Origin of the sequence: Neoroseomonas soli (assembly GCF_018129065.1) — a bacterium.
GTDB lineage: Bacteria > Pseudomonadota > Alphaproteobacteria > Acetobacterales > Acetobacteraceae > Neoroseomonas > Neoroseomonas soli.
Map to the genome: position 1 here is coordinate 1 of NZ_JAAEDM010000007.1, position 24,911 is coordinate 24,911.

General features: G+C 71.4%; 25 protein-coding genes. 19 read left to right on the forward strand and 6 right to left on the reverse strand.

The genetic code is table 11. The features are described from left to right. The first annotated feature begins 157 nt into the window (after nt 1-157). From GXW76_RS04295 to terL, 7 genes are all read left to right on the forward strand, one after another. On the forward strand, nt 158-991 hold the full coding sequence (locus tag GXW76_RS04295; protein ID WP_211860754.1) for a phage capsid protein: 834 nt from the start codon (nt 158-160) through the stop codon (nt 989-991). Between the two features lie 216 nt (nt 992-1,207). Further along, complete coding sequence (locus GXW76_RS04300) at nt 1,208-1,777, forward strand: hypothetical protein (protein ID WP_211860755.1); 570 nt, start codon at nt 1,208-1,210, stop codon at nt 1,775-1,777. A gap of 4 nt (nt 1,778-1,781) precedes the next feature. Next, on the forward strand, nt 1,782-3,656 hold the full coding sequence (locus GXW76_RS04305) for a hypothetical protein (RefSeq protein ID WP_211860756.1): 1,875 nt from the start codon (nt 1,782-1,784) through the stop codon (nt 3,654-3,656). After that, on the forward strand, nt 3,656-4,096 hold the full coding sequence (locus GXW76_RS04310) for a hypothetical protein (protein WP_211860757.1): 441 nt from the start codon (nt 3,656-3,658) through the stop codon (nt 4,094-4,096). The genes GXW76_RS04305 and GXW76_RS04310 overlap by 1 nt, the downstream gene beginning before the upstream one ends. Nucleotides 4,097-4,139: 43 nt before the next feature. Beyond that, nucleotides 4,140-6,419: a hydrolase gene (locus GXW76_RS04315; protein ID WP_211860758.1), complete on the forward strand. Its 2,280-nt coding sequence runs from the start codon at nt 4,140-4,142 to the stop codon at nt 6,417-6,419. Beyond that, nucleotides 6,416-6,733: a hypothetical protein gene (locus GXW76_RS04320; RefSeq protein WP_211860759.1), complete on the forward strand. Its 318-nt coding sequence runs from the start codon at nt 6,416-6,418 to the stop codon at nt 6,731-6,733. The genes GXW76_RS04315 and GXW76_RS04320 overlap by 4 nt, the downstream gene beginning before the upstream one ends. Continuing rightward, a complete protein-coding gene (gene terL / locus GXW76_RS04325) occupies nt 6,726-8,156 on the forward strand; it encodes a phage terminase large subunit (protein ID WP_211860760.1) in 1,431 nt (476 codons plus the stop codon). The genes GXW76_RS04320 and terL overlap by 8 nt, the downstream gene beginning before the upstream one ends. A gap of 114 nt (nt 8,157-8,270) precedes the next feature. Here terL and GXW76_RS04330 read toward each other — a convergent pair whose 3' ends face one another. Next, complete coding sequence (locus GXW76_RS04330; RefSeq protein ID WP_211860761.1) at nt 8,271-8,489, reverse strand: hypothetical protein; 219 nt, start codon at nt 8,487-8,489, stop codon at nt 8,271-8,273. Between the two features lie 87 nt (nt 8,490-8,576). On the opposite strand from GXW76_RS04330, the gene GXW76_RS04335 reads away from it, so the two are divergent. The 3 genes from GXW76_RS04335 (at nt 8,577) to GXW76_RS04345 (ending at nt 9,852) form a co-directional block, all read left to right on the forward strand. Continuing rightward, nucleotides 8,577-8,912 carry a hypothetical protein gene (locus GXW76_RS04335; protein WP_211860762.1) on the forward strand — a complete coding sequence of 112 codons (336 nt, stop codon included), beginning with the start codon at nt 8,577-8,579 and terminating at the stop codon, nt 8,910-8,912. Beyond that, nucleotides 8,909-9,358, forward strand: coding sequence for a cell wall hydrolase (locus GXW76_RS04340; protein WP_211860763.1), 450 nt, complete (start codon nt 8,909-8,911; stop codon nt 9,356-9,358). The genes GXW76_RS04335 and GXW76_RS04340 overlap by 4 nt, the downstream gene beginning before the upstream one ends. A gap of 137 nt (nt 9,359-9,495) precedes the next feature. After that, nucleotides 9,496-9,852 carry a DUF952 domain-containing protein gene (locus GXW76_RS04345; RefSeq protein ID WP_211860764.1) on the forward strand — a complete coding sequence of 119 codons (357 nt, stop codon included), beginning with the start codon at nt 9,496-9,498 and terminating at the stop codon, nt 9,850-9,852. Here the strand turns inward: GXW76_RS04345 and GXW76_RS04350 are convergent. Beyond that, nucleotides 9,825-10,697 (reverse strand): DMT family transporter, encoded by an 873-nt coding sequence (locus GXW76_RS04350; protein WP_338150882.1) that lies wholly within the window; start codon nt 10,695-10,697, stop codon nt 9,825-9,827. The two genes, GXW76_RS04345 and GXW76_RS04350, sit on opposite strands and share 28 nt — an antisense overlap. 104 nt (nt 10,698-10,801) lie before the next feature. Here GXW76_RS04350 and GXW76_RS04355 point away from each other — a divergent pair, with 104 nt between their 5' ends. Genes GXW76_RS04355 through GXW76_RS04365 form a run of 3 tightly spaced genes read left to right on the forward strand, consistent with a single transcriptional unit; the run spans nt 10,802 to nt 13,070 of the window. Further along, nucleotides 10,802-11,860: a quinone-dependent dihydroorotate dehydrogenase gene (locus GXW76_RS04355; protein ID WP_211860765.1), complete on the forward strand. Its 1,059-nt coding sequence runs from the start codon at nt 10,802-10,804 to the stop codon at nt 11,858-11,860. After that, nucleotides 11,860-12,720 carry a TIGR01459 family HAD-type hydrolase gene (locus tag GXW76_RS04360; protein ID WP_211860766.1) on the forward strand — a complete coding sequence of 287 codons (861 nt, stop codon included), beginning with the start codon at nt 11,860-11,862 and terminating at the stop codon, nt 12,718-12,720. The genes GXW76_RS04355 and GXW76_RS04360 overlap by 1 nt, the downstream gene beginning before the upstream one ends. After that, on the forward strand, nt 12,717-13,070 hold the full coding sequence (locus tag GXW76_RS04365; protein WP_211860767.1) for an MmcQ/YjbR family DNA-binding protein: 354 nt from the start codon (nt 12,717-12,719) through the stop codon (nt 13,068-13,070). The genes GXW76_RS04360 and GXW76_RS04365 overlap by 4 nt, the downstream gene beginning before the upstream one ends. A gap of 7 nt (nt 13,071-13,077) precedes the next feature. Here the strand turns inward: GXW76_RS04365 and GXW76_RS04370 are convergent, their stop codons facing one another. After that, nucleotides 13,078-14,493 carry an aminotransferase-like domain-containing protein gene (locus tag GXW76_RS04370; RefSeq protein WP_211860768.1) on the reverse strand — a complete coding sequence of 472 codons (1,416 nt, stop codon included), beginning with the start codon at nt 14,491-14,493 and terminating at the stop codon, nt 13,078-13,080. Between the two features lie 121 nt (nt 14,494-14,614). On the opposite strand from GXW76_RS04370, the gene GXW76_RS04375 reads away from it, so the two are divergent. Beyond that, nucleotides 14,615-14,986, forward strand: a complete 372-nt coding sequence (locus tag GXW76_RS04375; RefSeq protein ID WP_211860769.1) for a DUF983 domain-containing protein — start codon at nt 14,615-14,617, stop codon at nt 14,984-14,986. Here GXW76_RS04375 and GXW76_RS04380 read toward each other — a convergent pair whose 3' ends face one another. Both GXW76_RS04380 and GXW76_RS04385 read right to left on the reverse strand, forming a co-directional pair. Further along, nucleotides 14,987-15,328: a DHCW motif cupin fold protein gene (locus GXW76_RS04380; RefSeq protein WP_211860770.1), complete on the reverse strand. Its 342-nt coding sequence runs from the start codon at nt 15,326-15,328 to the stop codon at nt 14,987-14,989. Between the two features lie 11 nt (nt 15,329-15,339). Beyond that, entirely contained in the window at nt 15,340-15,930 is a 591-nt protein-coding gene (locus tag GXW76_RS04385; RefSeq protein WP_211860771.1) for a YqgE/AlgH family protein, read from the reverse strand. A 103-nt stretch (nt 15,931-16,033) separates the two neighbouring features. On the opposite strand from GXW76_RS04385, the gene GXW76_RS04390 reads away from it, so the two are divergent. Beyond that, nucleotides 16,034-16,516: a peroxiredoxin gene (locus tag GXW76_RS04390; RefSeq protein ID WP_211860857.1), complete on the forward strand. Its 483-nt coding sequence runs from the start codon at nt 16,034-16,036 to the stop codon at nt 16,514-16,516. A gap of 282 nt (nt 16,517-16,798) precedes the next feature. Here GXW76_RS04390 and GXW76_RS04395 read toward each other — a convergent pair whose 3' ends face one another. Next, on the reverse strand, nt 16,799-18,019 hold the full coding sequence (locus tag GXW76_RS04395) for an MFS transporter (RefSeq protein ID WP_211860772.1): 1,221 nt from the start codon (nt 18,017-18,019) through the stop codon (nt 16,799-16,801). 332 nt (nt 18,020-18,351) lie between these two features. Here GXW76_RS04395 and GXW76_RS04400 point away from each other — a divergent pair, with 332 nt between their 5' ends. From GXW76_RS04400 to GXW76_RS04415, 4 genes are read left to right on the forward strand one after another with little or no spacing between them, the layout of a single operon-like run. Then, nucleotides 18,352-19,566 carry an efflux RND transporter periplasmic adaptor subunit gene (locus tag GXW76_RS04400; RefSeq protein WP_211860773.1) on the forward strand — a complete coding sequence of 405 codons (1,215 nt, stop codon included), beginning with the start codon at nt 18,352-18,354 and terminating at the stop codon, nt 19,564-19,566. A gap of 11 nt (nt 19,567-19,577) precedes the next feature. Then, nucleotides 19,578-22,724, forward strand: coding sequence for an efflux RND transporter permease subunit (locus tag GXW76_RS04405; RefSeq protein WP_211860774.1), 3,147 nt, complete (start codon nt 19,578-19,580; stop codon nt 22,722-22,724). Nucleotides 22,725-22,726: 2 nt separating this feature from the next. Continuing rightward, the gene (locus GXW76_RS04410) at nt 22,727-24,211 is read left to right on the forward strand and encodes an efflux transporter outer membrane subunit (RefSeq protein ID WP_211860775.1); all 1,485 of its coding nucleotides are present in this window, start codon (nt 22,727-22,729) and stop codon (nt 24,209-24,211) included. Continuing rightward, nucleotides 24,208-24,846, forward strand: coding sequence for a TetR/AcrR family transcriptional regulator (locus tag GXW76_RS04415; RefSeq protein ID WP_211860776.1), 639 nt, complete (start codon nt 24,208-24,210; stop codon nt 24,844-24,846). Before GXW76_RS04410 ends, GXW76_RS04415 begins: the two co-directional genes overlap by 4 nt. Nucleotides 24,847-24,911 lie beyond the last annotated feature (65 nt).

Below are 24,911 nucleotides of genomic sequence, written 5' to 3' on the forward strand. Positions count from 1 at the left end.
GGCGGCGCGCCGTATGCGCGCAGCGCCGCCCGCCCCGTCCGTTCTCGCCCGCGCACAACCACACCACGGCGCGCGGGCCGCGCCGCCGCCCGGCCCCACGCGGCCAACCGGGCACTGGCGCCCCCTCCATCCACACCATGACGAAAGGGACACCCGCATGTCGGGCACCATCGAAGCCGCCTTCACCAAGCAGTTCGAGGCCGAGGTCGCCGAGGCCTATCAGCGCCAGGGCAGCAAACTGCGTCCCACCGTCCGCTCCAAGACCGGCGTGAAGGGCGCCTCCACTATCTTCCCACGCGTCGGCAAGGGCACGGCTGCGGCCAAGGCGCGCAACGGCGCCGTGCCGGTGATGAACCTCGAATACTCGAATGCCGAGTGCTTCCTGCAGGACTACTACGCCGGCGAGTGGATCGACCGGCTCGACGAGATCAAGACCAGCATCGACGAGCGCACCGTCATCGCCAATGCGGGCGCCTATGCGCTGGGCCGCAAGACGGATGAGCTGATCGTCGCCGCCCTCGACACCGCGACCTCCGAGGCGACGGGCACCGGCACCGGCCTGACCGACACCGACGGCCTGACCAGGCAGAAGGTGCTGATGGCCTTCGAGATGCTGGGCGCGGCCGACGTGCCCGATGACGGCAACCGCTTCGCCGTCGTCGGCTGGAAGCAGTGGAGCGAGCTTCTGCAGATCGAGGAGTTCGCGAAGTCCGACTACGTCGGCGACGACGCGCTGCCGTGGAAGGGCACGCAGGCGAAGCGCTGGCTCGGCGCGCTGTGGATGCCGCATTCCGGCCTGACCAAGGCGGGCACGCTGCGCTACTGCTACTTCTACCACCGCACCGCGGTCGGCCACGCGGTGGCGAGCGAGGTGGTGACCGACATCACCTGGCACGGCGACCGCGCCGCGCACTTCGTGAACAACATGATGTCCCAGGGGGCGGTGATGATCGACCCGACGGGCGTCGTGCGGATGCGCGCGAAGGAGTGATCGGAGAACGGGGGGAGGAGGGAACTTCTCCCCCCGGACCCCCCTCAACCTTCTTTGTCACCTGGGAACTGACCTCCGCTGTCAGTGCCCGAAGGACAAGGAAGGGAGGGCTTGGGGTCCACGGCGGCGTTGCCACGCAACGCCGTTGGGGTCCCGGCTCGGGGGAGGTTTTCCTCCCCCGACCTTTTCCCGCGACAATCAGGAGTCCCCCCACCGATGGCGCTCTCCGCCCTCGCGCTCTGCTCGCGCGCGCTGCTCAAGATCGGCGCGCAGCCGGTCGCCTCGCTCGACGAAGGCACGGCCGAGGCCGAAGTCGCGGCCAATCTCTATCCCGGCATCCGCGACGCGCTGCTGTCTGCGCATCCGTGGTCCTTCGCCACCGCGCAGGCCGCGCTGGGGCGCCTTGCCGCCGTGCCGCGCGCGGATTTCGCCAACGCCTTCCAACTGCCGGCGGGCTTCCTGCGCGCGCTCTCGGCTGGCACCGCGGGCCGGGCGCGCGGCATCGTGTATCGGTTGCAGGAGGACCGCCTTTTCGCCGATGCCGACCAGGTCGCGCTGACCTACGTCTTCCGTCCGGACGAGAGCGCATTGCCGCCCTACTTCGCCTCGGCCCTGGTCGCACGCCTCGCCGCCGAGTTCTGCATTCCGCTGACCGAGAATGCGAGCCGCGCCGAGATGCTCTACCGCTTGGCCGAGGCCGAGCTGCGCATCGCGCGCCAGGCCGACAGCCAGCAGGCGAGCGCGCGCGTGCTCGAGAACTTTCCCCTCATCAGCGTGCGGGGCTGAATCCATGCCCGTCGTCAAGCGTGCCAAGACGAGCTTCGCCGCCGGCGAACTCGCGCCGGAACTGCTCGGGCGCGGCGATCTGCGTGCCTTCGAGAATGGCGCGCGGCGCCTGCGCAACGTCTTCATCCAGCCGACCGGCGGCGTGACACGCCGCCCGGGGCTGCGTCACGTCACGCCGCTGCCCGGCCCCGCCCGCCTGGTCCCTTTCGAATTCAACACCGAGCAGACCTACCTGATGGTGCTGACGCACGGCACGCTGCGGGTTTTCCTGGGCGATGCGGTGGTGGCGACGCTCGCCGGCCCGTGGACCGAGGCGATGCTGCCGCAGATCGGCTTCACGCAGAACGCGGACACGCTGCTGCTCGTGCATCCCGACATGGTGCCGCAGCGCGTGACGCGCACGCCCTTCGGCTGGGGCATCGCGCCCTGGGCCTTCCTGCGCGAGCCCTTCTTCCGCTTCGCCGATCCTGCGATCGCGCTCGCGGCCAGCGCGACGACGGGCACGGTGACGATCACCGCCAGTGCCGCGTTCTTCATGCCGGGCCATGCGGGTGCGCTGCTGCGCGTCGGCGGCCGGCGGCTGCGGATCCTTTCGGTGGCCTCCGCCACGCAGGCAACCGGCTTCGCGGAGGAAGTGCTGCCCGGCACCGACCCCACCACGGAGTGGGACGAGAGCGCCTTCAGCCCGGCGCACGGCTGGCCTGTCACCTGCTGCTTCCATCAGGATCGCCTGGTGATCGGCGGCTCGCGCGACCTGCCGAACCGGCTGTGGCTGTCGCGCACGGGGGATCTGTTCAACTTCGATCCCGGCACCGGTCTCGACGACGAGGCGATCGAGTTTGGCCTCGTCTCGGACCAGGTGAATGCCATCCGCGGGCTCTTTTCGGGGCGGCACCTGCAGGTCTTCACCTCGGGCGCGGAGTGGATGGTCTCGGGCGATCCGCTGACGCCTTCGAGCATCCAGTTGAACCGTCAGACGCGCGTGGGCTCGCCGGTGGACCGCCTGGTGCCGCCGGTGGATGTGGACGGCGCGACGGTCTTCGTCGGGCGTGGGCAGGGCGTGCATGAATTCGCCTATACGGATGTCAGCGACACCTACCAGGCGAACGACCTCGCCATCCTCGCGCGGCATCTCGTGAGCGTGCCGGTGTCCATGGCCTACGACCAGAGGCAGCGCCTGCTGCACCTGGTGATGGCGGATGGCAGCATCGGCACGCTGACGCTGTATCGCGCCGAGCAGGTTACCGCCTGGACGCGCCAGGAAACTCCCGGCGCTTTCCGCGCCGTGGCGGAATCGGAAGGCGTGGTCTGGGTCCTGACCGAGCGTGACGGCGCCTTCGCGCTGGAACGCTTCGAGCACGGCCTCGCATTGGATGCCGCGCTGACCGGCACCGCCGGAACGCCCCAGGACAGGTGGAGCGGCCTCGCGCATCTGGAAGGCCGTGAGGTCGGCGTGCTGGCCGACGGCGCGCCGCGCGCGGCGGCGACCGTGCTGGACGGCGCGGTGACGCTCGACCCGCCGGCAGGCGAGGTGCAGATCGGCCTCGCCTTCCGGCACGAGATCGAACCGCTGCCACCGGACCTCATCTCCGCTTCCGGCGCAGCCACCGGGCCGTTGCGCCTGGTGGCCGTGACATTCCGGCTGCTCGGGACGGCGGCGCTGTCCGTCGATCTCGGACGCGGCGCGGAACCGGTGGCGTTTCGCCGGCTCGACACCGCGTTGCTGGATGCGCCGCCTGCACCGTTCACGGGCGACGTCACGCTGCGCGGCCTCGGCTGGCGGCGTGATCGCCTGAAGCCGACCTGGCGCATCGAGGGCGATGCGCCGCTGCCGATGACGCTGCTTTCCGTCACCTCCGAGATCAGGATGACCGACTGATGGCCCAGCTTGCCTCCATCGCCTCGCTCGCCGGCACGGGCCTCGCCGTCTATGGCCAGGTCCGTCAGGGCCAGCAGCAGAAGGCCAACAGCCGTGCGCAGCAGGAGAACCTGCGCCAGCAGCAGGCCGCGCAGCAGGAACAGGCGACGGCGCAGGCCGCCGCCAACGAGCGCGAGCGCCAGGATCGCCTGGCGCGCACCATCGCCTCCGCGCGCGCGCGGCTGGCGGCCGGCGGCGTCGCGCCGGACGAAGGCTCCGCCGCCGCGCTGACGGCTGGCCTGAAGCGCGATGCGGCACAGGATGCCGCGGAGGATGCCGCCGTGACCAGCGCGCGGCTCGCCGCCGGGCGGCGCTCGCTGCTCGCGCCCGATGGCAGCCTCAACGCCTTCCTGCGGGCGGGGCAGAGCCTCGGCGGCGTGGTCCGCAACCTGCTCGACTGACCGGCGGCACCGCCGCCCCACACCCAGACACCGAGGACCACCCATGGCCGAACACATCACGATCGGCGATGTCGCGCCGCGCGTGCAGTATGTCGCGGACGGCGTGCTGGCCGAGTTCGCTTATCCATTCCCGATCTTCGAGGAAGCCGACCTCGAGATCCGTCTCGACGGCACGGTGCTGACGGGCGGCGCGACCATCTCCGGCGCGGGCGCGTCGGAGGGCGGCAGCGTGCTGCTCGCCGCGCCGCCACCGACGGGCACGCGCGTCACGCTGCGCCGCCGCCTGAAGATCGCGCGCGCCACGGATTTCCAGAACAACGGCGTGCTGCGCGCGCGCGCGCTGAACGACGAACTGGACTACCAGGTGGCCGCCATCCAGCAGGTGGCGGACGACGTCATCGGCACGGTGCGGGTCGGCCCGGCCGATGGCGGGGCGCTGGTGCTGCCGCAGCGTGGCGCCCGTGCCAACCGCGTGCTGGGCTTCGATTCCAATGGCGACGTGACCGTCTTCGACCGCGGCACGGCGACGCTCGGGGTGCCCTTCGTCGGAGGTATCCCGCGCACCGTCGAGGACAAGCTCGCCGAGCGCCTGACCGCGCGCGACTTCGGCGCGACCGGCGACGGCGTGACGGATGACGGGCCGGCGCTGGCCGCCGCGATGGCCGCCGCCGCCGCCTCGGGCCGCGTGCTCGAGATCGGCGAGGGCTCCTTCCGCACGACGCAGCCGCTGCTGCTCGGCGGCGGCGCGGCGGGCCTCGTGATGCACGGCTCCATCCTCTATGCCGGCCTGGGCGGGCAGGCGGCGCTGACGCTCGGCGACGGTGCGGCCGTGCGCAACGCAGCCAAGCGCTACGAGGGGCTGCGCGTCGTCCGCGCCACGATCTCTGACTGGGAGGACGAGGCCGATATCGGCCTGGTGATGCGCAACCTCGATGCATCCTTCGTCGAGATCCGGCAGGTCGAGGGCTTCACGATCGGCGTCCGCACCTTGGGCGTGGAGCGTGGCTTCGAGGATTCGACGCTGGTCCTCGGCCGCATCGTGAACAACCGCATCGGCCTTGATGTCCGCACCGAGACCGCGGCCGCGTGGAACACCTCCGTTCGCTACTATGGCGGGCACTTCGCCATCGGCAGCACCGTGCACACGGACAAGGACCGGTTCGGCGTCCGGCTCTCCGCGGCACCTGGCGCCTATGTCGCGCACAACCGGCACCTCTTCGACGGGCCGGGCTTCGAGTTGCAGGCAAAGGACCGCCCGATCAGCGGCATTCCGTTCCTGGTCGAGGTGAGCAGCCGCTCCGTCTGGGCCCGCGCGCTGCGCATGGAAGGCTGCAGCCCTCATGTCGCGCGGCACACCGGCGCGGCGCAGGACCATGTCTATGAAGTCGCCTGGGCGAGCCAGGCGTATCTCGTGGACGTGGACTACACCTCGACGGCGACGCGCGTCGGCGCGGTGGTGCGTGCCTCCCACCAGGCGGCGGCGTTCCGCGAGGCGTCCCGTGAAGTCGCCGCGGTGCCGAACCTGCGTGCCGCGCGCATCCGCTGGTCCAATACCGAATGGGGCTTCGAGAAACTCGCCTGCCTGGCCTCGAACGTTTCCGGTGCGCCGGTCACGCTCGCGGATTACGCGTTCCCGGCGCTCGATGCCTTCGGCTTCACGGACAACGGCGTGGTGCTGACGGGCGGGCGCGGCCTCGGCTTCGTCGTCGATGCGCGGAACTGCCGGGAATTCGCCCTCGCGGTGGATGCGGATGCGCCGCGGCTGGCGGTGATGTGCTTCGACGCCTACCGCAATGTCCTGACGGACACCGGCGCGCCGCTGGTCCGCGCTTCGGGCCAGTCGCTCGTGTGGAACGCATCGGCGCGCTGGTGGCAGGGATCGGCCGACATGGCGGATGCGACGCTGACGCGGCCGCAGGTGGTGCGCCTGGCGCCACAGGTGGCCTATGCGATCATTGGGCTGGTGCGTGTCGCCGACAACTACGAGGTGCGCGCGATGCGCCTCGGCTGCGATCCGCTGTTCGCGCCGTCGCTGCTCTACGGCCAGCCTGGCCTGCCGCATGGCGCGCGGGAACTGGTCGCGGAGGCGGCGTGGAATCCACCCGCCATCGCGGCAGGCGGTTCGGCACAGACCAGCCTGCCCTTGCCCGGTGCGCGGGCGGGCGATTTCGCCTCCGCTGCCTTCTCGCTTGGCACCTCCGGGTTGGTGTTCCTGGCGCAGGTCGCCTCGACCGATCTCGTCACCGTCACCGCCTGGAACCGCAGCGGGGCGGAGATCGATCTCGGCGCCGGCACCGTGCGCGCGCGCGTGGTGAAGGCATGACGGAGCGCCGCGTGCCGGCGCTGCATGGGACAGACCTTCGCACCGCCATGGAGCGCGTCGCGGAGGGCTATCTCCGCTTCCTCGATGCCGGGCCGGAGCCCGGCACCGACGACGACACCAAGGCCTTCGCCGCCCACCACGCGGCGTGCCGCGCCGCGCTCGCGCATCTCGAGCACCTGCTCAAGGTCGCGCGCGCCATGGGCGCGGACGATGCCGAGGTCGAGGAAGCCACCACGATCCTGGTCGAGGCGCGCGAGGCACTCGCGCAGTTCGAGGAGGAGGAGTCCCCCGATGCCGCAGAGGACCATGGCTGAGCCTGGATTCCTCGAATTCGCCTGGGTGTGGAACCGGCGGCACAACCACGACACGCCGGCCGTCCACCGCCGCATCGCCCGCTGGTTGGAATCGCGCCAGTCCGCGGGCGACCGGCGCCTGCTGCTGATGGCCTTCCGCGGCTGCGGCAAGTCCACCATGGTCGGGCTGTGGTGCGCATGGCTGCTCGCGCGGCGGCCGGAGACGCGCATCCTGGTCCTCGCCGCGGATGCTCCGCTCGCCGTGAAGATGGTCGCGACCGTGCGGCGCATCGTCGAGCGCCACCCGCTCTGCCGGCATCTGCTGCCGGACGGCGCAGAGGCCTGGGCGTCGGACCGCTTCACCGTCGCGCGGGAAGGTGCGCTGCGCGATCCGTCGATGCTCGCCCAGGGCATCGGCGGCAACGTCACCGGCAGCCGTGCGGAGGTGATCGTCTGCGACGACGTCGAGGTCGCCGGCAATTGCGACACGCCCGGCAAGCGCGCCGAACTGCGCGAGCGCCTGGCCGAGACCGAGTTCATCCTGACGCCCGGCGGCACCATCCTGTTCGTCGGCACGCCGCATTGCGAGGACAGCCTCTACCGCAACCCGCGGGATGAGGGCGCGTTCCTCAAGGGCTACCGCCGCCTGGTGGTGCCGGTGATGAACGCGGCCGGGCACGGCGCCTGGCCGGAACGCTTCCCGCGCGAGGCGATCGCAGCCTTGCGCGACCGCGTCGGCCCGCTGCAGTTCCAGCGGCAGATGATGCTGCAGCCGGTTGCGGCAAGCGCGGTGCGCCTCGATCCCGCGGCGCTGGTGCGTTACGTGGGCGAACCCGACTACCGGGAGGCGCAGGGGAGGGGGACGCTCACCTTGCTCGGCCGGCGGCTCGTTTCAGGCAGCGCCTTCTGGGACCCGGCCTATGGACGGCCCGGCACGGGCGATGCCTCGGTGCTGGCCTGCACCTATGCGGATGCGGAAGGGCACGCCTTCCTGCACCGCCTGGCCTATCTGACTCACGACCCGGACGCGGCCGAGGATCCGGCCACGCAGCAATGCGTTGCCGTCGCCGCAATTCTTGGCGAGTTGCTGCTGCCGGCAGTGCGGGTGGAGACCAACGGCCTCGGGAAGTTCCTGCCCGCGCTGCTGCGGCGGGAACTCGCGAACGCCGGCGTCGCCTGCACCGTCATCGAGCATGCCAGCACGCGGGCGAAGCAGGACCGCATCCTCGCGGCCCTGGAACCCGCCCTCGCGGCGCGGCGCCTCTCGGCGCATGAGAGCGTCTTCCGCACGCCCTTCCCGGGCGAAATGGCGGAATGGCGGCCCGGCGCGGCTGGTGCCCGGGACGATGCGCTGGATGCGGTGGCGGGGTGCCTGCTTGCCGAACCGGTGCGGCTCGTGCGCGGGACATCGCCGCGAGCCAGGCCGAGCTGGCGCGGGGGATGACGCGGCGGGGAGGGCCTTGCCCTCCCCGGACCCCACCCACCAGAGGCCGAAAGGCCTCTGGACACCGGGACATGGTCTGCGGAGGGGGGAGGCAACGCCCCCTTCCGCGTCACCTCACGCCACGCGCTTCAGGATCTCGCTCGCGTGCCGCGTACGTCCGGCGTCGGTGATCTCGAACCGTCCATCCTCGCGCGGGCGCGCAAGGCCCATCGACGTCAGCCGGTTCAGGCAGGGCCCGTCCTTCAGCCCGGGCGGGCGGCCATGCGGCCCCACCAGCGTCAGCCGGTGCAGGGCCGAGCGGCAGCAGGTTTCCAGATACGGCTCGTTCCACATCGCGGCGCGGTCACTCCCGGGAAGTCCCGGAAAGGGTGGGCCGCCGCTCGCTTCGCTTCAAGACTCCAGCAGAAGGCAGACGAGAGAATGCCGATACAGATCGAACCCCAGTGGTGGATCACCGCCATCGAGGCACCCGTCGTCGCGGCCCTCTTCTGGATGATCCACGGCCTGCGGCGCGACACGCACGACCGCATAGACCGCGGGGACCAGCGCGATTCCGACGCATTGAGCCGGACGCGGGACGAACTCGCGCAGTTCAAGGTCGAGGTGGCGCGCACCTATGTGCCGCTGTCGCTGATTCGTGACCTCGACCGGCGCATCTCCGACCACCTGATCCGCATCGAGGAGAAGTTGGAGGAGGTCTCCCGCGCCGGCATCGCCGCCGCCCAGGCCGCCCGCCGACTGGAGGACCGGGAATGAGCGCCGCACTGCAATCCGGCCCGCACGGGGGCGCAGCCGAGATCCTCGCCCTCACGCTCTGGGGCGAGGCCGCCGACCGCCCGGTCCGCGCGATCGAGGCGCTCGCCGCCCTGGTGATGAACCGCGCCCGCCGCGCGGCCGAATCCGGCGGCCCGGCGCATTGGGGCAGCGGGGTGGCGGGCGTTTGCCGCGCGCCCTTCCAGTTCCCGTGCTGGAATCGGAACCATCCGCGCCACACGGCCCTGCGGGAGGTCACGCCTGGCGATGCCGCGCTGGCCATCTGCCGCCGCATCGCCGCCCGCGCCCTGACCGGCGCCCTGCCCGACCCGACGGGCGGGGCCACGCATGTCCATGACGCGACGGTCTTGCCCGGCTGGGCGCTCGGCCGCCCGGCGGCGGCGGAGATCGGCGGATTCTGCTTCTACCGCGCCGAGGACCTGGCCTGACGGCGCCGCCGCGCCGCGCCAGGGCGGTCTCCGTTCGCAAGGGCTCACGGCAGCCGCTCCAAACCCTTGTTTTCGCGAGCATCTTTACCCGATCAGGTGATTCCACCTGATCGGGGATCTGGTCTAAAGGTCGCGGCATGGAACCCTTTATCTACACCCTGGTGCGGGAGGCCGACTGGCGTGCCGCCGAAGCCGCCGGTGCCTATGCCGGCAGTGCCGACGATACGCGCGACGGCTTCCTGCACTTCTCCACCGCCGCCCAGGTCCGCGCCAGCGCGGTGAAACACCGCGCCGGCGTGCCGGACCTGCTGTTGGTCGAAGCCGACGCCGCGACGCTGCGGGAGGCGCTGAAATGGGAACCGGCCGCCGGCGGCAAGCGGCCGGGCCTGTTCCCGCACCTCTATGCCCGCCTGCCGCTATCCGCTGTCGCGCGCGTTGTCCCATTGCCGCTCGGCGCGGATGGGCGTCACGTCTTCCCGGAAGGTTTCCTCTGACCGGCCATCGCCGCGCGCTGGCTCATCAGGCAGGAGAAGACGACGATCGCCGCGCCGCCCAGCGTCCAGGCGCGCGGCCAGACGCCCCATAGCGCGAGGTCGAAGCCGACGGCGAAGATCAGCGCGGAGAATTCGAGCGGCGCCAGCCGCGCCGCCGAATCATGTCGGAAGGCGATGGCGAGGCAGAGCGTCGCGCTCCCCGCAAACAGCCCGTTCGCCGCGAGCGCCGCCAGGTCGAATGCCGTCGGCGGCACCCAGGACATCGCCGCGAAGGGGGCGATGACGATCAGGCCGGGCAGGGAGGACCACAGGATCAGCACCGCTGCGCCGGTCTCGTGCCGCAACAGCCGGTTGATGGTCAGCACGATCGCGTAGCAGACCGTCCCGAACAGCGCCCAGAGATAGGCACCCCAGGGCCCCTCGGCCGAGAGCCCCGGCCACATGGCCAGCGCCACCCCCGCGAAGCCAAGCAGCGACCACCCCCACACTGCCCGTCCCGTGCGTTCCCCCAGCACGATCGCCGCCAGCCCGAGCGTCATGAATGGCGCGGTGAAATAGACGAGGTAGCCCTCCGCGAGCGGGATCCGCTTCAGCGCCAGGAAGAACCCGAAGGCCGAACCGATCATCGCCGAGGCGCGGGCGAGGTGCAGGAAGGGGTGGGCCGTCCGCAGCGAACCGCCGATCCCCGGCACCACGGCGCGAGCCGCGAACAGCGCGGCGAGCAGCGTCGCGTAGCGCGCCAGGATCACCTGGTCCGCCGGATACCGCCCCGCGAGCAGCTTGGAATTGGCGTCGAGCAGCGCGAACAGCGCCATCGCCGCGACCAGGAAGACGGGTCCCCGCACGCTTTCTCATTTTCCGCCGTGTGACGGCGGCTTCTCGCCGGGCGGCCCTGGCCCGTCAACCGGGCTTTCCCGCGGCGGCGGACCGGGGCACAAGACGCTCCGTCATGACCCCCGCCCTTGCCTCCGCCCTCATGCCGTTGATGCGCGGCCTCGATGCCGAGACCGCGCACGGGATCGCGCTGAAGGCGCTCGCCGCCGGGCTTGCCGGGCGCGATCCCGGCATCGACGATCCCGTCCTGGCGACGGAGGCCTTCGGCCTGCGCTTCCGCAATCCGGTCGGCCTCGCCGCCGGCTTCGACAAGGATGCGGTGGCGGTGCTGCCGCTGATGCGCCTCGGCTTCGGCTTCGTCGAGGCCGGCACCGTCACGCCGCGCCCGCAGCCCGGCAACCCGCGCCCGCGCCTGTTCCGCCTGACCGAGGATGCGGCCGTCATCAACCGCATGGGCTTCAACAATGGCGGGCTGGACGGCTATGTCGCGCGGCTGCGCGACCTGCCGCGCCCGCTGCCCGCCGTGTTCGGCGCCAATGTCGGCATCAACAAGGAAGGTGCCGACCCCGAGCGCGACTATCCCGCGCTCTATGCCGCCGTGGCGCCGCATGCCGACTATGTGACGATGAACGTGTCGTCGCCGAACACGCCGGGCCTGCGCGACCTGCAGGGGGAGGAACGGCTTGCCGCCATCCTCGACGCCATCGCTGCGACGCGCGCGACGCTCGCGCGGAAGCCGCCGCTGCTGGTGAAGATCGCGCCGGACCTGGCTGACGACGCGCTCGGCCCGATCGTGGAGGCCTGCGTGTCGCGCGGCGTGGCGGGGCTGATCGTCTCCAACACCACCATCGCGCGGCCTTCGACCCTGCGCTCGCCCCTCGCGCGGCAGGCGGGCGGGCTGTCCGGCGCGCCGCTCTTCACGCGCTCCACCGATGTCCTTCGCAATGTCCATCGCCTCACGCGCGGGCGGCTGACGCTGATCGGCGTCGGCGGCATCGCGACGGCGGAAGGGGCCTATGCGAAGATCCGCGCGGGTGCCTCGCTGGTGCAGATGTACACGGGCTTCGCCTATGCCGGGCCCGTCCTGCCGCGGCGCATCGCCGACGGCCTCGCCGCGTTGCTGAAGCGCGACGGTTTCACCCATGTTGCCGACGCCGTCGGCAAGGACGCGTGATGGATATCCTCGACGGCATCGCCCCGGTCGCCGACCGCTATGACGGCTTCGTGCTCGACCTCTGGGGCGTGGTGCATGACGGCAAGAAGCCCTATCCCGGCGTGCCGGGCGCGCTCGCGGAACTGAAGGCGCGCGGCAAGGCGGTGGTGTTCCTCACCAACGCCCCGCGCCGGTCCTGGTTCGTTCAGGGCATGCTGGACCGCATGGGCCTCGACCGCGCGCTCTATGACGGCATCATGTCCTCGGGCGAGGTGTCATGGCGTCACCTCAAGCACCGCAAGGAACCCTGGTTCGCGAAGCTCGGCCGTCGCTGCGTGCATATCGGGCCGGAGCGCGACCTCTCCGTCGTCGAGGACGGCGCGGCGGAGATCGTGGAGGACGTCGCGCAGGCGGATTTCCTGCTCAACACCGGCCCCGACCCCGCGCGCGGGCCGCATTCGCCCGATCCCTACCGCCCCGCGCTGGAAGCATGCGCCAAGGCCGGCCTGCCGATGCTCTGCGTGAACCCGGATCGAGCGGTGATGGTCGGCGGCGAACGGCTGATCTGCGCCGGCGCGCTGGCCGACATCTACCTCGAGCTCGGTGGCGCGGTGATGGAGATCGGCAAGCCTGATCCCGCCGTCTATGACCCGGTGCTCGAACTGCTCGGCAACCCGCCACGGCATCGCGTGCTGGCGATCGGCGACACGCCGCACACCGACCTTGCCGGCGCGCAGGCGGCCGGGATGGACGCGCTCTGGGCACTCACGGGACTCGCCGCGGACGCGCATGGGGAGGATCCCGATCCGGCCCGGCTCGCCGCGGTGGCGCATGAGGAGGGCGTGCGTCCGATCGCCGCGGTGCGCGCGCTCCGCTGGTGAGCGCCCGCGCGCTCGCGAGGCTGCGCGCCATCTGCCTGGCGCTGCCCGAAGCGGCGGAGCAGGAGACCTGGACCATCCCCACCTGGCGCATCCGCGGGCGCATCTTCTGCATGTGGAACCCGATGGAGGGCGGCGTCGCCGCCTTCTGGTGCAAAGCGCCGCGCGGGGTGCAGGAAATGCTGGTCGAAGCCGCCCCGGACCGCTTCTTCCGACCGCCCTATGTCGGCCACAAGGGCTGGATCGGGCTGCGGCTCACGGGCCGCGTGGACTGGGAGGAAGTCGAGGCGCTCGTCCGCCGGTCCTGGCGCATGACGGCGCCGAAGCGCGTTGCCGCGGCGCTGCCCGAATAGGCCGGCGTCAGACCACCTCGGAGAAGGGCGCAGCGGCGTCCGCACCGAGCGCATCGGCCACTTCGCGCAACGCGCGCCGCAACGCCTGCCGGCTCTGGGCCGCACCGAGCGAGACGCGCACGGCATCCACCGGCGCGGCGCCCGGATCGACGGCGAAGGCGTCGCTCGGTACCACCGCCAGGCCGCGCCGCCGCAGATGCGCCGCGAAGTGCAGGCGGCCCCAGCGACCAGGCATGGGCAGCCAAAGATGCAGGCCCTCCGGATGGGCGGCGAAGGGCGTGCCCGGCAGGAGTTCGCGTGCAATCCGCTGCCGGGCGACGCATTCGCCCCGGATCGCGGCGCGCACCGCCGCCGCCGTGCCGTCCCGCACCCAACCCGCGATCAGCCCCGTCGTCAGCGGCGAGGCCATCAGCACATTCGCCCGCAGCGCGGTTGCAAGGCGCCCCGCCCAACGCGCATCCGGCGCCACGAGAAAGGCGACGCGCAGCGCCGGCGAGAGCACCTTCGACAGCGTCGCGACGTGGAAGGTGATCTCCGGCGCCAGCGACGCGATGGCGGGCAGCGGCGCGGAGGGGAGCAGGCCGTAGGCGTCGTCCTCGATCACCGGCAACCCGTGGCGCCGCGCCGCCTCGGCGATCGCCTGGCGGCGCGCGAGCGGCATGGTGACGGCCATCGGGTTGTGCATGGTGGGCACGCAGTAGAGCGCCTTCGGCCGCTCCGGCCCGCGGCATGCGGCTTCCACGGCCTCGGGCAGCATGCCTTCGGCGTCGCAGGGCAGGCCAAGCAGCCGCACACCGAGCTGCGCGGCCGCGCCGCGCATGCCGGGATAGGTGAGCGCGTCGGTCAGTATGGCCTCGCCCGCCCCTGCGACGGCACCAAGCACGGCCAGCAGTGCGGGCTGCGCCCCCGGCGAGACCAGGATGCGTTCGGCCGCGACATCCCCGAGCGTCGGCCGCAGCCAGATCGCGCCGGCCGCCCGCTCGGACCCGCTTCCCGCACCGGTGCGGTAGGTCAGGAGGTCCGCCGCCTCCGACCCGGCAAGCAGGTGCGCGAGGCCGCGTTGCAGCAGGTCGGGCAGGGCGAGGTCCGCGGGCTGCGGCGGCAGGTTCATGCCGAGATCGACCGGGCCTTCTTCCATGGCGGTGCCGCCCCGCGGCTCCGGTTCCAGCCGGACGAAGGTGCCGCGGCCGACCGTCGCCTGGAGCAGGCCGCGGCGCCTTGCCTCGGCATAGGCGCGCGTCACCGTGGTGAGATCGACGCCGAGCGTCCCGGCCAGGGCGCGATGCGTCGGCAGGCGCTCGCCGGCCTGCAATTCCCCGGTGGCGACCGCGCGGCCGATCGCCTCGGCGATGACGAGATAGATCGGCCCCTTCAGCCCCTCGATGTCAGGCACCCAGGGCTGCGCATCCGGTTTGCGGATCATCTTGCGGTCTGTCCATGCAATCCATATAAATAGAGCAGAGGCGGGCAAATTGTATGTATAAAAGATCGAATTGTATGGCTTTGGCCGCCTGCCCGGATCGGTCGCCCGAACGGAGACGCAGATGACCAAGAGGTCGAGGATTGCCGAGGGTGTGCGCCGCGGGCTCCGCCTGCGTTGCCCGCAATGCGGGGAAGGGCACCTCTTCTCGGGCTTCCTCAAGGTGCGGCCGCAATGCGAGCGCTGCGGGTCCGACAACGGCGCCTATCCGTCCGACGACGCGCCGCCCTACCTGACGCTGTTCCTCGTCGGCCACCTGCTGCTGCCTCCGATGTTCTGGCTCGACAAGGCCTGGGCGCCGCCGCTCTGGGTGCAGTTCGCGATATGGCTGCCGTTGATCACGGTGGTCAGCATCGCCCTGCTGCCCTTCATGAAGGGCGCCGTCGTCGGCTTCGCCTGGGCCACCGGCGTCACGCGCCAGAGCGCCCGGCAGTAGTCAGTCCACGATGAAGAGCTTTGCGCCGGTCGCCGTGCGCGAGCGGTGCGGCTCCGCCCCGTCCGCCACCTGGTAGGACATGCCCGGCTTCAGCGTGAAGACGCGGCCATCGGCGAGCGTCGTCTCGAGCTCGCCCTCCAGCACCAGCAGGACATGCCCCTTCTGGCACCAGTGGTCGGAGACGTAGCCCGGCGAATACTCGACCATGCGCACGCGGATCGGGTTCTCCGCCGGGCCGACATGGCGGGTGCGCCACAGCGCCTCGCCTTCGTCGCCGGCATGGCGGCTGGGCTCCACCTTCGACCAGTCGGTGGTGTCGAACGGGATGGCGGACATCTGCATGCGGCAATCCTTCAGGCGTGGCCGGCGTCGCCGGAGAGCAATGCGGGATCGACGCGCAGCTTCGCGAGCGCGGCCTCCCAGGTGCGGGTGGTATCCGCATTGAACACCAGCGCGCCGTCGGCGGGCACGCTGAGCCAGGCGTTGCGCTGGATCTCGTCCTCGAGCTGCCCGGGCGCCCAGCCGGCATAGCCGAGCGCCAGCACGCAGTCCCGCGGGCCGCCGCCGGAGGCGACCGCCTTCAGGATATCGAGGCTCGCGGTCAGCGTCAGCCCGGACGCGACGGGCAGGCTGCCGTCCGTCGACCAGTCGTCGGTGTGCAGCACGAAGCCGCGGCCGGCCTCGACCGGCCCGCCGGAGAGCATGCGGATGCGCCGCTGGGGCGGCACCGGTTCCAGGTTGAGTTGCCGCAGCAGGTCGTCGAAGGCCATGCCGGCGAGCGGGCGGTTCACGATGAGTCCCATCGCGCCTTCGGACGAATGGGCGCAGAGGCAGACCACCGAGTGGTCGAAGCGCGGATCCTGCATGCCCGGCATCGCGATGAGCAGGTGCCCGGCGAGGTAGCCGCCGGCGGGCTCCGGCATGGTGCTGGAGGAGGTGGCCATGGCTCTCACTTGGCGCAGGCCGCTCCATGCCGCAAGGCTCGTGCACCCCGATGACAGAACTCCCGCCCCGCGCTACATCCGGAACACCAACGAGGAGGACGACATGGCGATCAGCGTGGGCGATTCGATCCCGACCGTGAAGGTCACGCAGGCGACTGCCGAGGGCCCGAAGGAAGTCGACACGGGCGAATTCTTCAAGGGCCGCACCGTCGCGCTGTTCGGCGTACCTGGTGCCTTCACGCCGACCTGCTCGGCCAAGCACCTGCCGAGCTTCGTCGCGAACGCGGCGGCCCTGAAGACCAAGGGCGTGGACGCGATCGCCTGCATGGCGGTGAACGATCCCTTCGTCATGGGCGCCTGGGCCAAGGACCAGGGCATCACCGACGAGGTGGCGATGATCGCCGACGGCTCCGCGGTCTTCACCAAGGCGATGGGCCTGGAATTCGACCTGACCGCGCGCGGCCTCGGCGTCCGCTGCCAGCGCTTCGCCCTGGTGGCGAAGGACGGCAAGGTGACGCATATCGCCATCGAGGCGCCGGGCGCCTTCGAGGTGAGCAGCGGCCAGGCGGTGCTGGCCGCTCTTTGACGGACGCTTCCTCGCGGAAGCGCAGACCGTGACGCTCCGCCGCAGCCTCGCGCTGTGGGCGGAGCGGCGCGACACCGCGCCAGCCCCTGGCGCGCATGGCAGCCGAGAGCAGCGCCGCGCGAGGACGCGCCGGCCATCGTCACGCCATGGTGTGCGGGGAATTCCCGACGATGGAGGCCTCCCCTGTGCTTCGGCCCGCCCGGAGGCTCGTGCGCCGCAACATGCGGCGCGAGGGCACCGCCCATCGCCATCCACATCCGCAGTGCGGCGGCGAGCCGTCGATTATGACAGTGCCGCGCGGCGCTGGCGCGCGATCAGCAGCCCGATCAGCGCCAACTGCACCAGGTTGAACGCGATGCCGACCCACCAGGCCGCGGCGTAGAAGCCGACCGCGTCGTAGATCCTCCCGGCCAGCCACGCTCCGAACCCCATGCCCGACAGGCTGAGGAAGAGCAGGGTCGGCACGCGCCAACTCGCCTCGGCCGCGGGAAACAATTCGCGCACCGCCAGCACATAGGCCGGGATGATGCCGCCAAAGCCGAGGCCGTAGGCAGCGGCGACGAAGAACAGCCCGGCCTCGTCCTGCGTCGCGAGGAAGCCGAGCATCCCCGCCACCTGCGCGACGGAGCCGACGAAGACCGTCCACAGCCCGCCGATCCGGTCGGACAGCCAGCCCCAGAACTGCCGCGCCAGGAAGGCGCAGAGCAGCAGCACCGACAACATCGCCGCCCCGCGGGACGCGCTGATGCCGAGATCTCCGCAGAAGGCCACGAGATGCGCCGCCGGCATCGCCATCGGCACGCAGCACAGGAAGGAGCAGATGGAGAGCAGCCCAAGGGCCGCATTCGGCCGCATCCCGAGAACCTGCCGCCGGCTCCCCGCACGCGGCAACGCCGGCCCGCCGACCGGCTGCGGCGGCGGTGCCAGCAGCAGCGCCGCGAGCGTCACCACGGCGGCCGAGGCGAAGACCCCGTAGCCAAGCATCGTCGCCTGCCATCCGAAGGCCGCGATCGAGTGATCGAAGACGGAAGGCCAGATCATGCCCGCCACGTACTGGCCGGAGGAGACCAACGCCAAGGCGGTCCCGCGACGCCGGTCGAACCACAGCGTCACATAGGCGACCATCGGCGCGAAGAGTGCCCCGTTGCCGAACAGCCCGACACCCAGCCCGATTCCCGCCAGAAGTGACCAGGACTGCCCGGTCGAGGCCAGCGCCAATCCCGCCAGCAGCGACAACCCGCCGAGCATGGCGACGGCGCGCTGGCCTAGGCGCGCGGCCATCAGCCCGCAGATCACGCCGCCGATGCCGGTGCCGAGATAGGCGAAGGTCGTCGCGAGCGAAGGCAATGAGCGCCCCGCGCCGAGCGTTTCCGAGATGGGAATCAGGCCGATCACGACAGTGAGCGGCGCGCCGGCCGCCAGGGCGAGCATCGTCACGACAGCCACGGCCACGACCCAGGATTGTCGCGTCTCGATACTCGGCGCGAGCGTTCCGTCCGGCATTCGTTTCCTTTCCCCGCGGGAAGTCTCGGCCGGGTGCCCGGTGCCGGCAAGCCCGGTCGGTCAAGGCCAGGCAAGCCGCCGGGCTCCCATCCGCGCCCCGGGGCAGCGAGGCCGGCGGCATGTCTCGGTCGGCACCTTGGGGGTCATCCCCGGCCCGGCCTGTCCGGAGGGATGATCCGGCCGTCGGGGAGGTTCCGGTGCGGGACAGCAGGGCAGGGGGTCCGCTCGCGCCATGTATCGTCATGTTGCGGCGCAACAAAGTGACTTGACGCCGTAAGGAAAACTTATCAGTTTCCGTTTAGAAAACCCCCGAGTTTCCCCAGAGGCCCACCATGCGACGCAGCGCCGCCCGCTCCAATCCGCACGTTTATCGCCGCGCGACTCCGGCCCTTCTGGGCGGTCTGCTCCTGCTTGCCGCCTGCGACCAGGCGCCCGGCCCGGGCGCCGCCAATGCCGCCCCCGCGGCGCCGCCGCCGGCCGCGGTCACCGTCCTCACGCTGCGCCACCAGCCGGCGCCCGTGACCACCGTGCTGCCCGGCCGCACCAGCGCCTTCCGCGTCGCCGAGGTCCGTCCCCAGGTCGGCGGCGTGCTGCGCGAGCGCCTGTTCACGGAAGGCCAGGAGGTCACTGCCGGCCAGCCACTGTTCCGAATCGACCCCGCTCCCTTCCAGGCCGCGCTGGAGACCGCCGAGGCGGCGCACGCCCGCGCCGAAGCTTCCGCCCATTCGGCCGAGATCACCGTCAACCGCTACCGCCCGCTGGTGCGCGCGCGCGCCGTCAGCCAGCAGGACCTCGACATCGCCGAGGCCGCGCTGCGCCAGGCGCAGGCGGATGTCGCCTCCGCGCAGGCGGCGGTGGACGTTGCGCGCATCAATCTTGGCTACACGGTGGTGAACTCCCCGATCGCCGGGCGCACGGGCCGCTCCTCCGTCACCGTCGGCGCGCTGGTGACAGCGAACCAGGGTTCGGCCCTCGTCACCGTCACCCAGCTCGACCCGATCTACGTGGACGTGACGCAGCCGAGTTCCGCCCTGCTGCGCCAGCGGCGCGACGTCGCGGAAGGCGTGCTGCGCCGCGACGCCGAGGACCGCGCCAAGGCGGTGCTGATCCTCGAGGACGGCACGGAATACTCCCGTCCCGGCGAGATCCAGTTCTCCGAGGTGATCGTGGACCAGGGCACCGGCTCGGTCACGCTGCGCGCCGTCTTCCCGAATCCCGACGGCCTGCTGATGCCGGGCATGTTCGTCCGCGCCCGTGTCGAGGAAGGCATCATCGACCAGGCCCTGCTGGTGCCGCAGCAGGCCGTGCTGCGCACGCCGCGCGGCGAGCCCATGGCCTATGTCGTCAACGCCGAGGGCGTGGTGGAACAGCGCATCCTCAAGACCAGCCGCGCCATCGGCACGAACTGGCTGGTGACGGAAGGCGTGGCCCCCGGCGACCGCGTGGTGCTGGAAGGCGTGCTGCGCATCCGCCCGGGCGCGCGCGCGAACGCCACCGAGGCGGCGCCCCGCCCCGGCCAGGTCGCCGCGGCCCACGCCGCGAACTGAGGCAACGCATCATGGCCCGCTTCTTCATCGACCGCCCGGTCTTCGCGTGGGTGCTCGCCATCGTCATCATGCTGGCGGGCCTGCTCTCGCTCCGCACCCTGCCGGTCGCGCAGTATCCCAACATCGCCCCGCCGGCGATCTCGATCTCCGTCGCCTATCCCGGCGCCTCGGCCGAGACGGTGCAGAGCACCGTCGTGCAGGTGATCGAGCAGCAGCTCAGCGGCATCGACAACCTGCTGTACTTCAATTCGCAGGCGAGCAAGGACGGCAGCGCCGTCATCACGCTCACCTTCGCCCAGGGCACCAACCCCGATACGGCGCAGGTGCAGGTGCAGAACAAGGTGCAGCTCGCCGTGCCGCGCCTGCCGCAGACCGTGCAGCAGCAGGGCATCCGCGTCGCCAAGGCGACCAACAACTTCCTGATGGTGGTGGGCTTCGTCTCGACCGATGGCCGGATGACGAATGCGGACATCTCCGACTTCCTCGTCACCAATGTGCAGGATCCCCTCAGCCGCACGCCGGGCGTGGGCGACTACCAGGTCTTCGGCGCGCAATACGCCATGCGCATCTGGCTCGACCCCGCGAAGCTGGTGAATTTCGGCCTGACGCCGAGCGATGTCGCCAATGCCATCCGCGCCCAGAACGTGCAGGTCGCCAGCGGCGAGATGGGGGCGCTGCCCGCCGTGCCGGGCCAGCAGCTCAACGCCACCGTCATCGGCCCGTCCTACCTGAGCACGCCCGAGCAGTTCGGCAGCATCCTGCTGCGCGTCCGCCAGGACGGGTCCCAGGTGCGGCTGCGCGATGTCGCCCGCGTCGAGATCGGCAGCGAGAACTATGCCATCAGCGCGCTCTTCAACGGCCAGCCCACCGCCGGCATCGGCGTGAAGCTGGCGAGCGGCGCCAATGCGCTCGACACCGCCGATGCCGTCCGCGCCACCATCGAGCGGCTGCGCCCGCTGCTCCCGCAGGGGCTGGAGGTGGTCTACCCCTACGACACGACGCCCTTCGTCGTGTTGTCCATCGAAAGCGTCGTGCACACGCTGATCGAGGCGATCATCCTCGTCTTCCTCGTGATGCTGCTGTTCCTGCAGAACATCCGCGCGACGCTGATCCCGACCATCGCCGTGCCGGTGGTGCTGCTCGGCACCTTCGCGGTGCTGCAGGCGGCGGGCTACAGCATCAACACCCTGACCATGTTCGGCATGGTGCTGGCAATCGGCCTGCTGGTGGATGACGCCATCGTGGTGGTCGAGAACGTCGAGCGCGTGATGGCCGAGGAGCACCTCTCCCCGATCGAGGCCACGCGCCGGTCCATGGACCAGATCACGGGCGCGCTGATCGGCATCGGCATGGTGCTGTCGGCAGTCTTCCTGCCGATGGCTTTCTTCGGCGGCTCCACGGGCGTGATCTACCGCCAGTTCTCCATCACCATCGCGACCGCGATGGGCATGTCGGTGCTGGTGGCGATCTTCTTCACCCCCGCGCTCTGCGCCACCATGCTGAAGCCGCACAAGCCCGGCCAGGAAACGCGCGGATTCTTCGGCTGGTTCAACCGCAGCTTCGACCGCGCCAACCGCGGCTACACGCGCGGCGTGGCGGCAAGCCTGCGCCGTCCCTTCCGCATGATGGTCATCTACGGCGCGCTGCTCGCCGGCCTCGGCATGGCCTTCATGCGCCTGCCCGGCGGCTTCCTGCCGGACGAGGACCAGGGCATCGCCTTCGTGCAGGTCGTCGCCCCGCCCGGTGCGACCGCCGACCGCACGCAGCGCGCGCTGGACGAGGTGACGCGCTACCTGCGGGAGGAGGAGAGCGGCGTCGTCGCCTCGGTCTTCAGCATCAACGGCTTCAGCTTCAGCGGCCGCGGCCAGAATTCCGGCATGGCCTTCGTGAGGCTGCGGGACTGGAAGGAGCGGCCGGGCGCGCAGAACGGCGTCCGTGCCCTGACCGGGCGCGTCATGGCGCGCTTCGCCACCTACCAGGACGCGATGATCTTCGGCTTCGCGCCGCCGGCCATCACGGAACTGGGCAATGCCACCGGCTTCACCTTCCAGTTGCTCGACCAGGGGGGGCGCGGTCATGCGGCGCTCCTGGAAGCGCGCAACCAGCTGCTCGGCATGGCCGCGCAGAGCCCGGTCCTGATGGCGGTGCGGCCGAACGGCCTGGATGACGAGGCGCAGTTCCGCCTGCTGGTGGACTGGGAGCGCGCGAGCGCGCTCGGCCTGACCGTCGCGGACATCAACACGACCATCTCCGCGGCCTGGGGCAGCACCTACGTCAACGACTTCATGGATCGCGGCCGCGTCAAGCGCGTTTATATCCAGGGCGATGCCGAGGCGCGCATGCTCCCCGGCGACCTCGACCGCTGGTTCGTGCGCAACGCGCAGGGCCAGATGGTGCCGTTCTCCGCCTTCGCGCATACCGAATGGGCCTACGGCTCCCCGCGGCTTGAGCGCTTCAACGGCATCCCCTCGCGCGAGATCGCGGGGGCCCCGGCGCCGGGCTTCACCACCGGCGACGCCATGGCGGAGATGGAGCGGCTCGCCGCGCAGCTCCCGCCCGGCTTCGGCCATGCCTGGAGTGGCATCTCCTACGAGGAACGCCAGTCCTCCGGCCAGGCGCCGATGCTCTACGCGTTGTCGCTGCTGGTGGTGTTCCTCTGCCTCGCCGCGCTCTACGAGAGCTGGTCCGTCCCGGCGGCGGTGATGATGGTGGTGCCGCTCGGCGTGCTCGGCGCCGTTGCCGCATCGCTGGGGCGCGGCCTGTCCAACGACGTGTACTTCCAGGTCGGCCTGCTCACCACGATCGGCCTCTCCGCCAAGAACGCGATCCTCATCGTCGAGTTCGCGAAGGAGAACTTCGACCGCGGCATGAGCCTGCTCGATGCCGCGGTGGATGCGGCGCGGCAGCGACTGCGGCCGATCATCATGACCTCGCTCGCCTTCGGCCTCGGCGTGGTGCCGCTGGCCATCTCCACGGGCGCGGGCGCGGGCGGGCAGAACGCCATCGGCACGGGCGTGCTGGGCGGCGTGGCCAGCGGCACGCTGCTCGCCATCGTCTTCGTGCCCGTCTTCTTCCTCGTGGTGCTGCGGCTGTTCCGCACCAGGCCGAAGACCACCGATGTCACCACGCCGGCGCCGCTGCCGGCGGCCGGGGAATGACCATGAATCGCCTTCCTGCCCTGTCCTTCGCGCTGCTGCTGACCGCCGGTTGCAGCCTGATCCCCGACCGGCCGGCGACCGATCCGACGATCGCCGCCGGCTGGCCGGACGGCCCGGCCTATCGCCGAACAACCGCACCCGCCGCCGTGCCGGCCGACCCGGTGCAGGCGGCCGATGCCATCGGCTGGCGGGACGCCTTCAGCGACCCGCGCCTGCAGCGCGCGATCGAGACGGCGCTCGCCAACAACCGGGACCTGCGCGTCGCCGTGCTGAACGTCGCGCTGGCCGAATCGCAGTACCGTGTGCAGCGCGCCGACCTTTTCCCGCAGGTCGGCGCCACCGGCAGCCTCGATGCCAGCCGCACGCCGCTGCCCGTCGCCTCCGCCGCCGTGCCGATCGACGCGACGGCGGGGATCACGCGGCGGATCTACGGCGCCGGCATCGGCTTCAGCGCCTACGAGATCGACCTCTTCGGCCGCGTGCGCAGCCTCAGCACCGCGGCCTTCGAGCGCTACCTCGGCTACGTCGAGACCCGCCGCGCTGCGCAGATCAGCCTGGTGGCGCAGGTCGCCAATGCCTGGCTCGCCATCGCCGCCGACCAGGAGGCGCTCGCCCTGACGGAGCGGACGCTGGCGAACCAGCAGGAGGCCTTCGGCATCACCCGCGCCGGCTATGAGGGCGGGACGGCGACGGAACTCGCGCTGCGCCAGGCCCAGACCTCGGTCGAGACGGCGCGCGCCGGCCTCGAGCGCTATTCCCGGCTGAAGGCGCAGGACATCAACGCGCTGGCGCTGCTGCTCGGCGGCCCGGTGCCGGAGGACGTCCTGCCCACCTCCGTCTCCTCGCTCGGCCGCGCGGTGGCCGAGGTTTCCCCCGGCCTCTCCTCGGACATCCTGCTGCGCCGGCCGGACGTGCTGGCGGCGGAGCGCAACCTGGTCGCGGCGAATGCCGAGATCGGCGCCGCCCGCGCGGCCTTCTTCCCGAGCATCACCCTGACCGCGAACGCCGGCACGGCGAGCGCGGGGCTCTCCCAGCTCTTCGGCGCAGGCAGCGGCGCCTGGACCTTCGCGCCGCAGATCAACCTGCCGATCTTCACCGCCGGGGCGCTGCAGGGCAGCCTCGATGCGGCGCGCATCCGCACCGACATCCAGGTCGCGACCTACGAGCGCACGGTGCAGGGCGCCTTCCGAGAGGTGGCGGACGCGCTGGCCGCCCGCGGCACCTACGACCGGCAGATCGCCGCCCAGCGGGCGCTGGTCGGGGCCTACCAGGATGCCTACCGGCTCGCCCTGCTGCGCTTCCGCAGTGGGCTCGACAACTACCAGGCGCCGCTCGACTCCCAGCGCCAGCTCTTCACCGCGCAACAGGAGCTGATCGCCCTGGAATTGCAACGACTCCAGAACCGTGTCTCGCTATACCGTGCCCTCGGCGGGGGTTGGAACGAACGGAGCGGGACGGTGGTGCAGGCGGGGGCAGGGCGATCATGAGCGCCAGTGCGGAACTTGCGCACCGGCGGCGTCTGCCGGAAGCCGACCGCTGCCGTGTGCTGCGGGAAGCGGCGGAGACGGTGTTCCTGCGCGACGGCTACGCGGCCGCCCACATGGACGAGGTGGCGCGCGCCGCCGGCATGTCCAAGCGCACGCTCTACCAGCACTACGCCTCGAAGGAGGCGCTGTTCGAGGCGGTGATGCTGGACTGCCTCAGCCCCATGGGCATCGACCCCGAGCCGGAGAACGAGCCGCAACTCGGCGCCGCCTTGCGCGGCATGCTGGTCTCGCTCACGCGCCACTTGTTCGAGCCGCGGCAGGTCGCGATCTTCCGCCTGGTCATCGCCGAGGTGAAGCGTTCCCCCGAACTCGCCGACGCCTTCCATCGCGCCGGACCAGGCCGTGGCGCCAGTTCCATCGAGCGCCGCCTGGCGGCGGAGATGGCGCAGGGCCGGCTGCGGCTGTCGGATGCGCGCCAGGCCGCCCGCATGCTGTTCGGGATGGCCATCGGCGCGGCGCACATGGCGCTGCTGCTCGGCCTGCAGGGCCCGCCCACGGAGGCGGAGATGGAACGGGTCGTCGGCGAGGCCGTGGAGGTCTTCCTGCGCGGGGCATTGGCGCCTCCGGGCCGCTGACGGCAGGGAGGTCCGCGGGTCAGGGCCCGATCCCGAGCGGGCCTTTCCGGCCCCGGGGGCTGGCG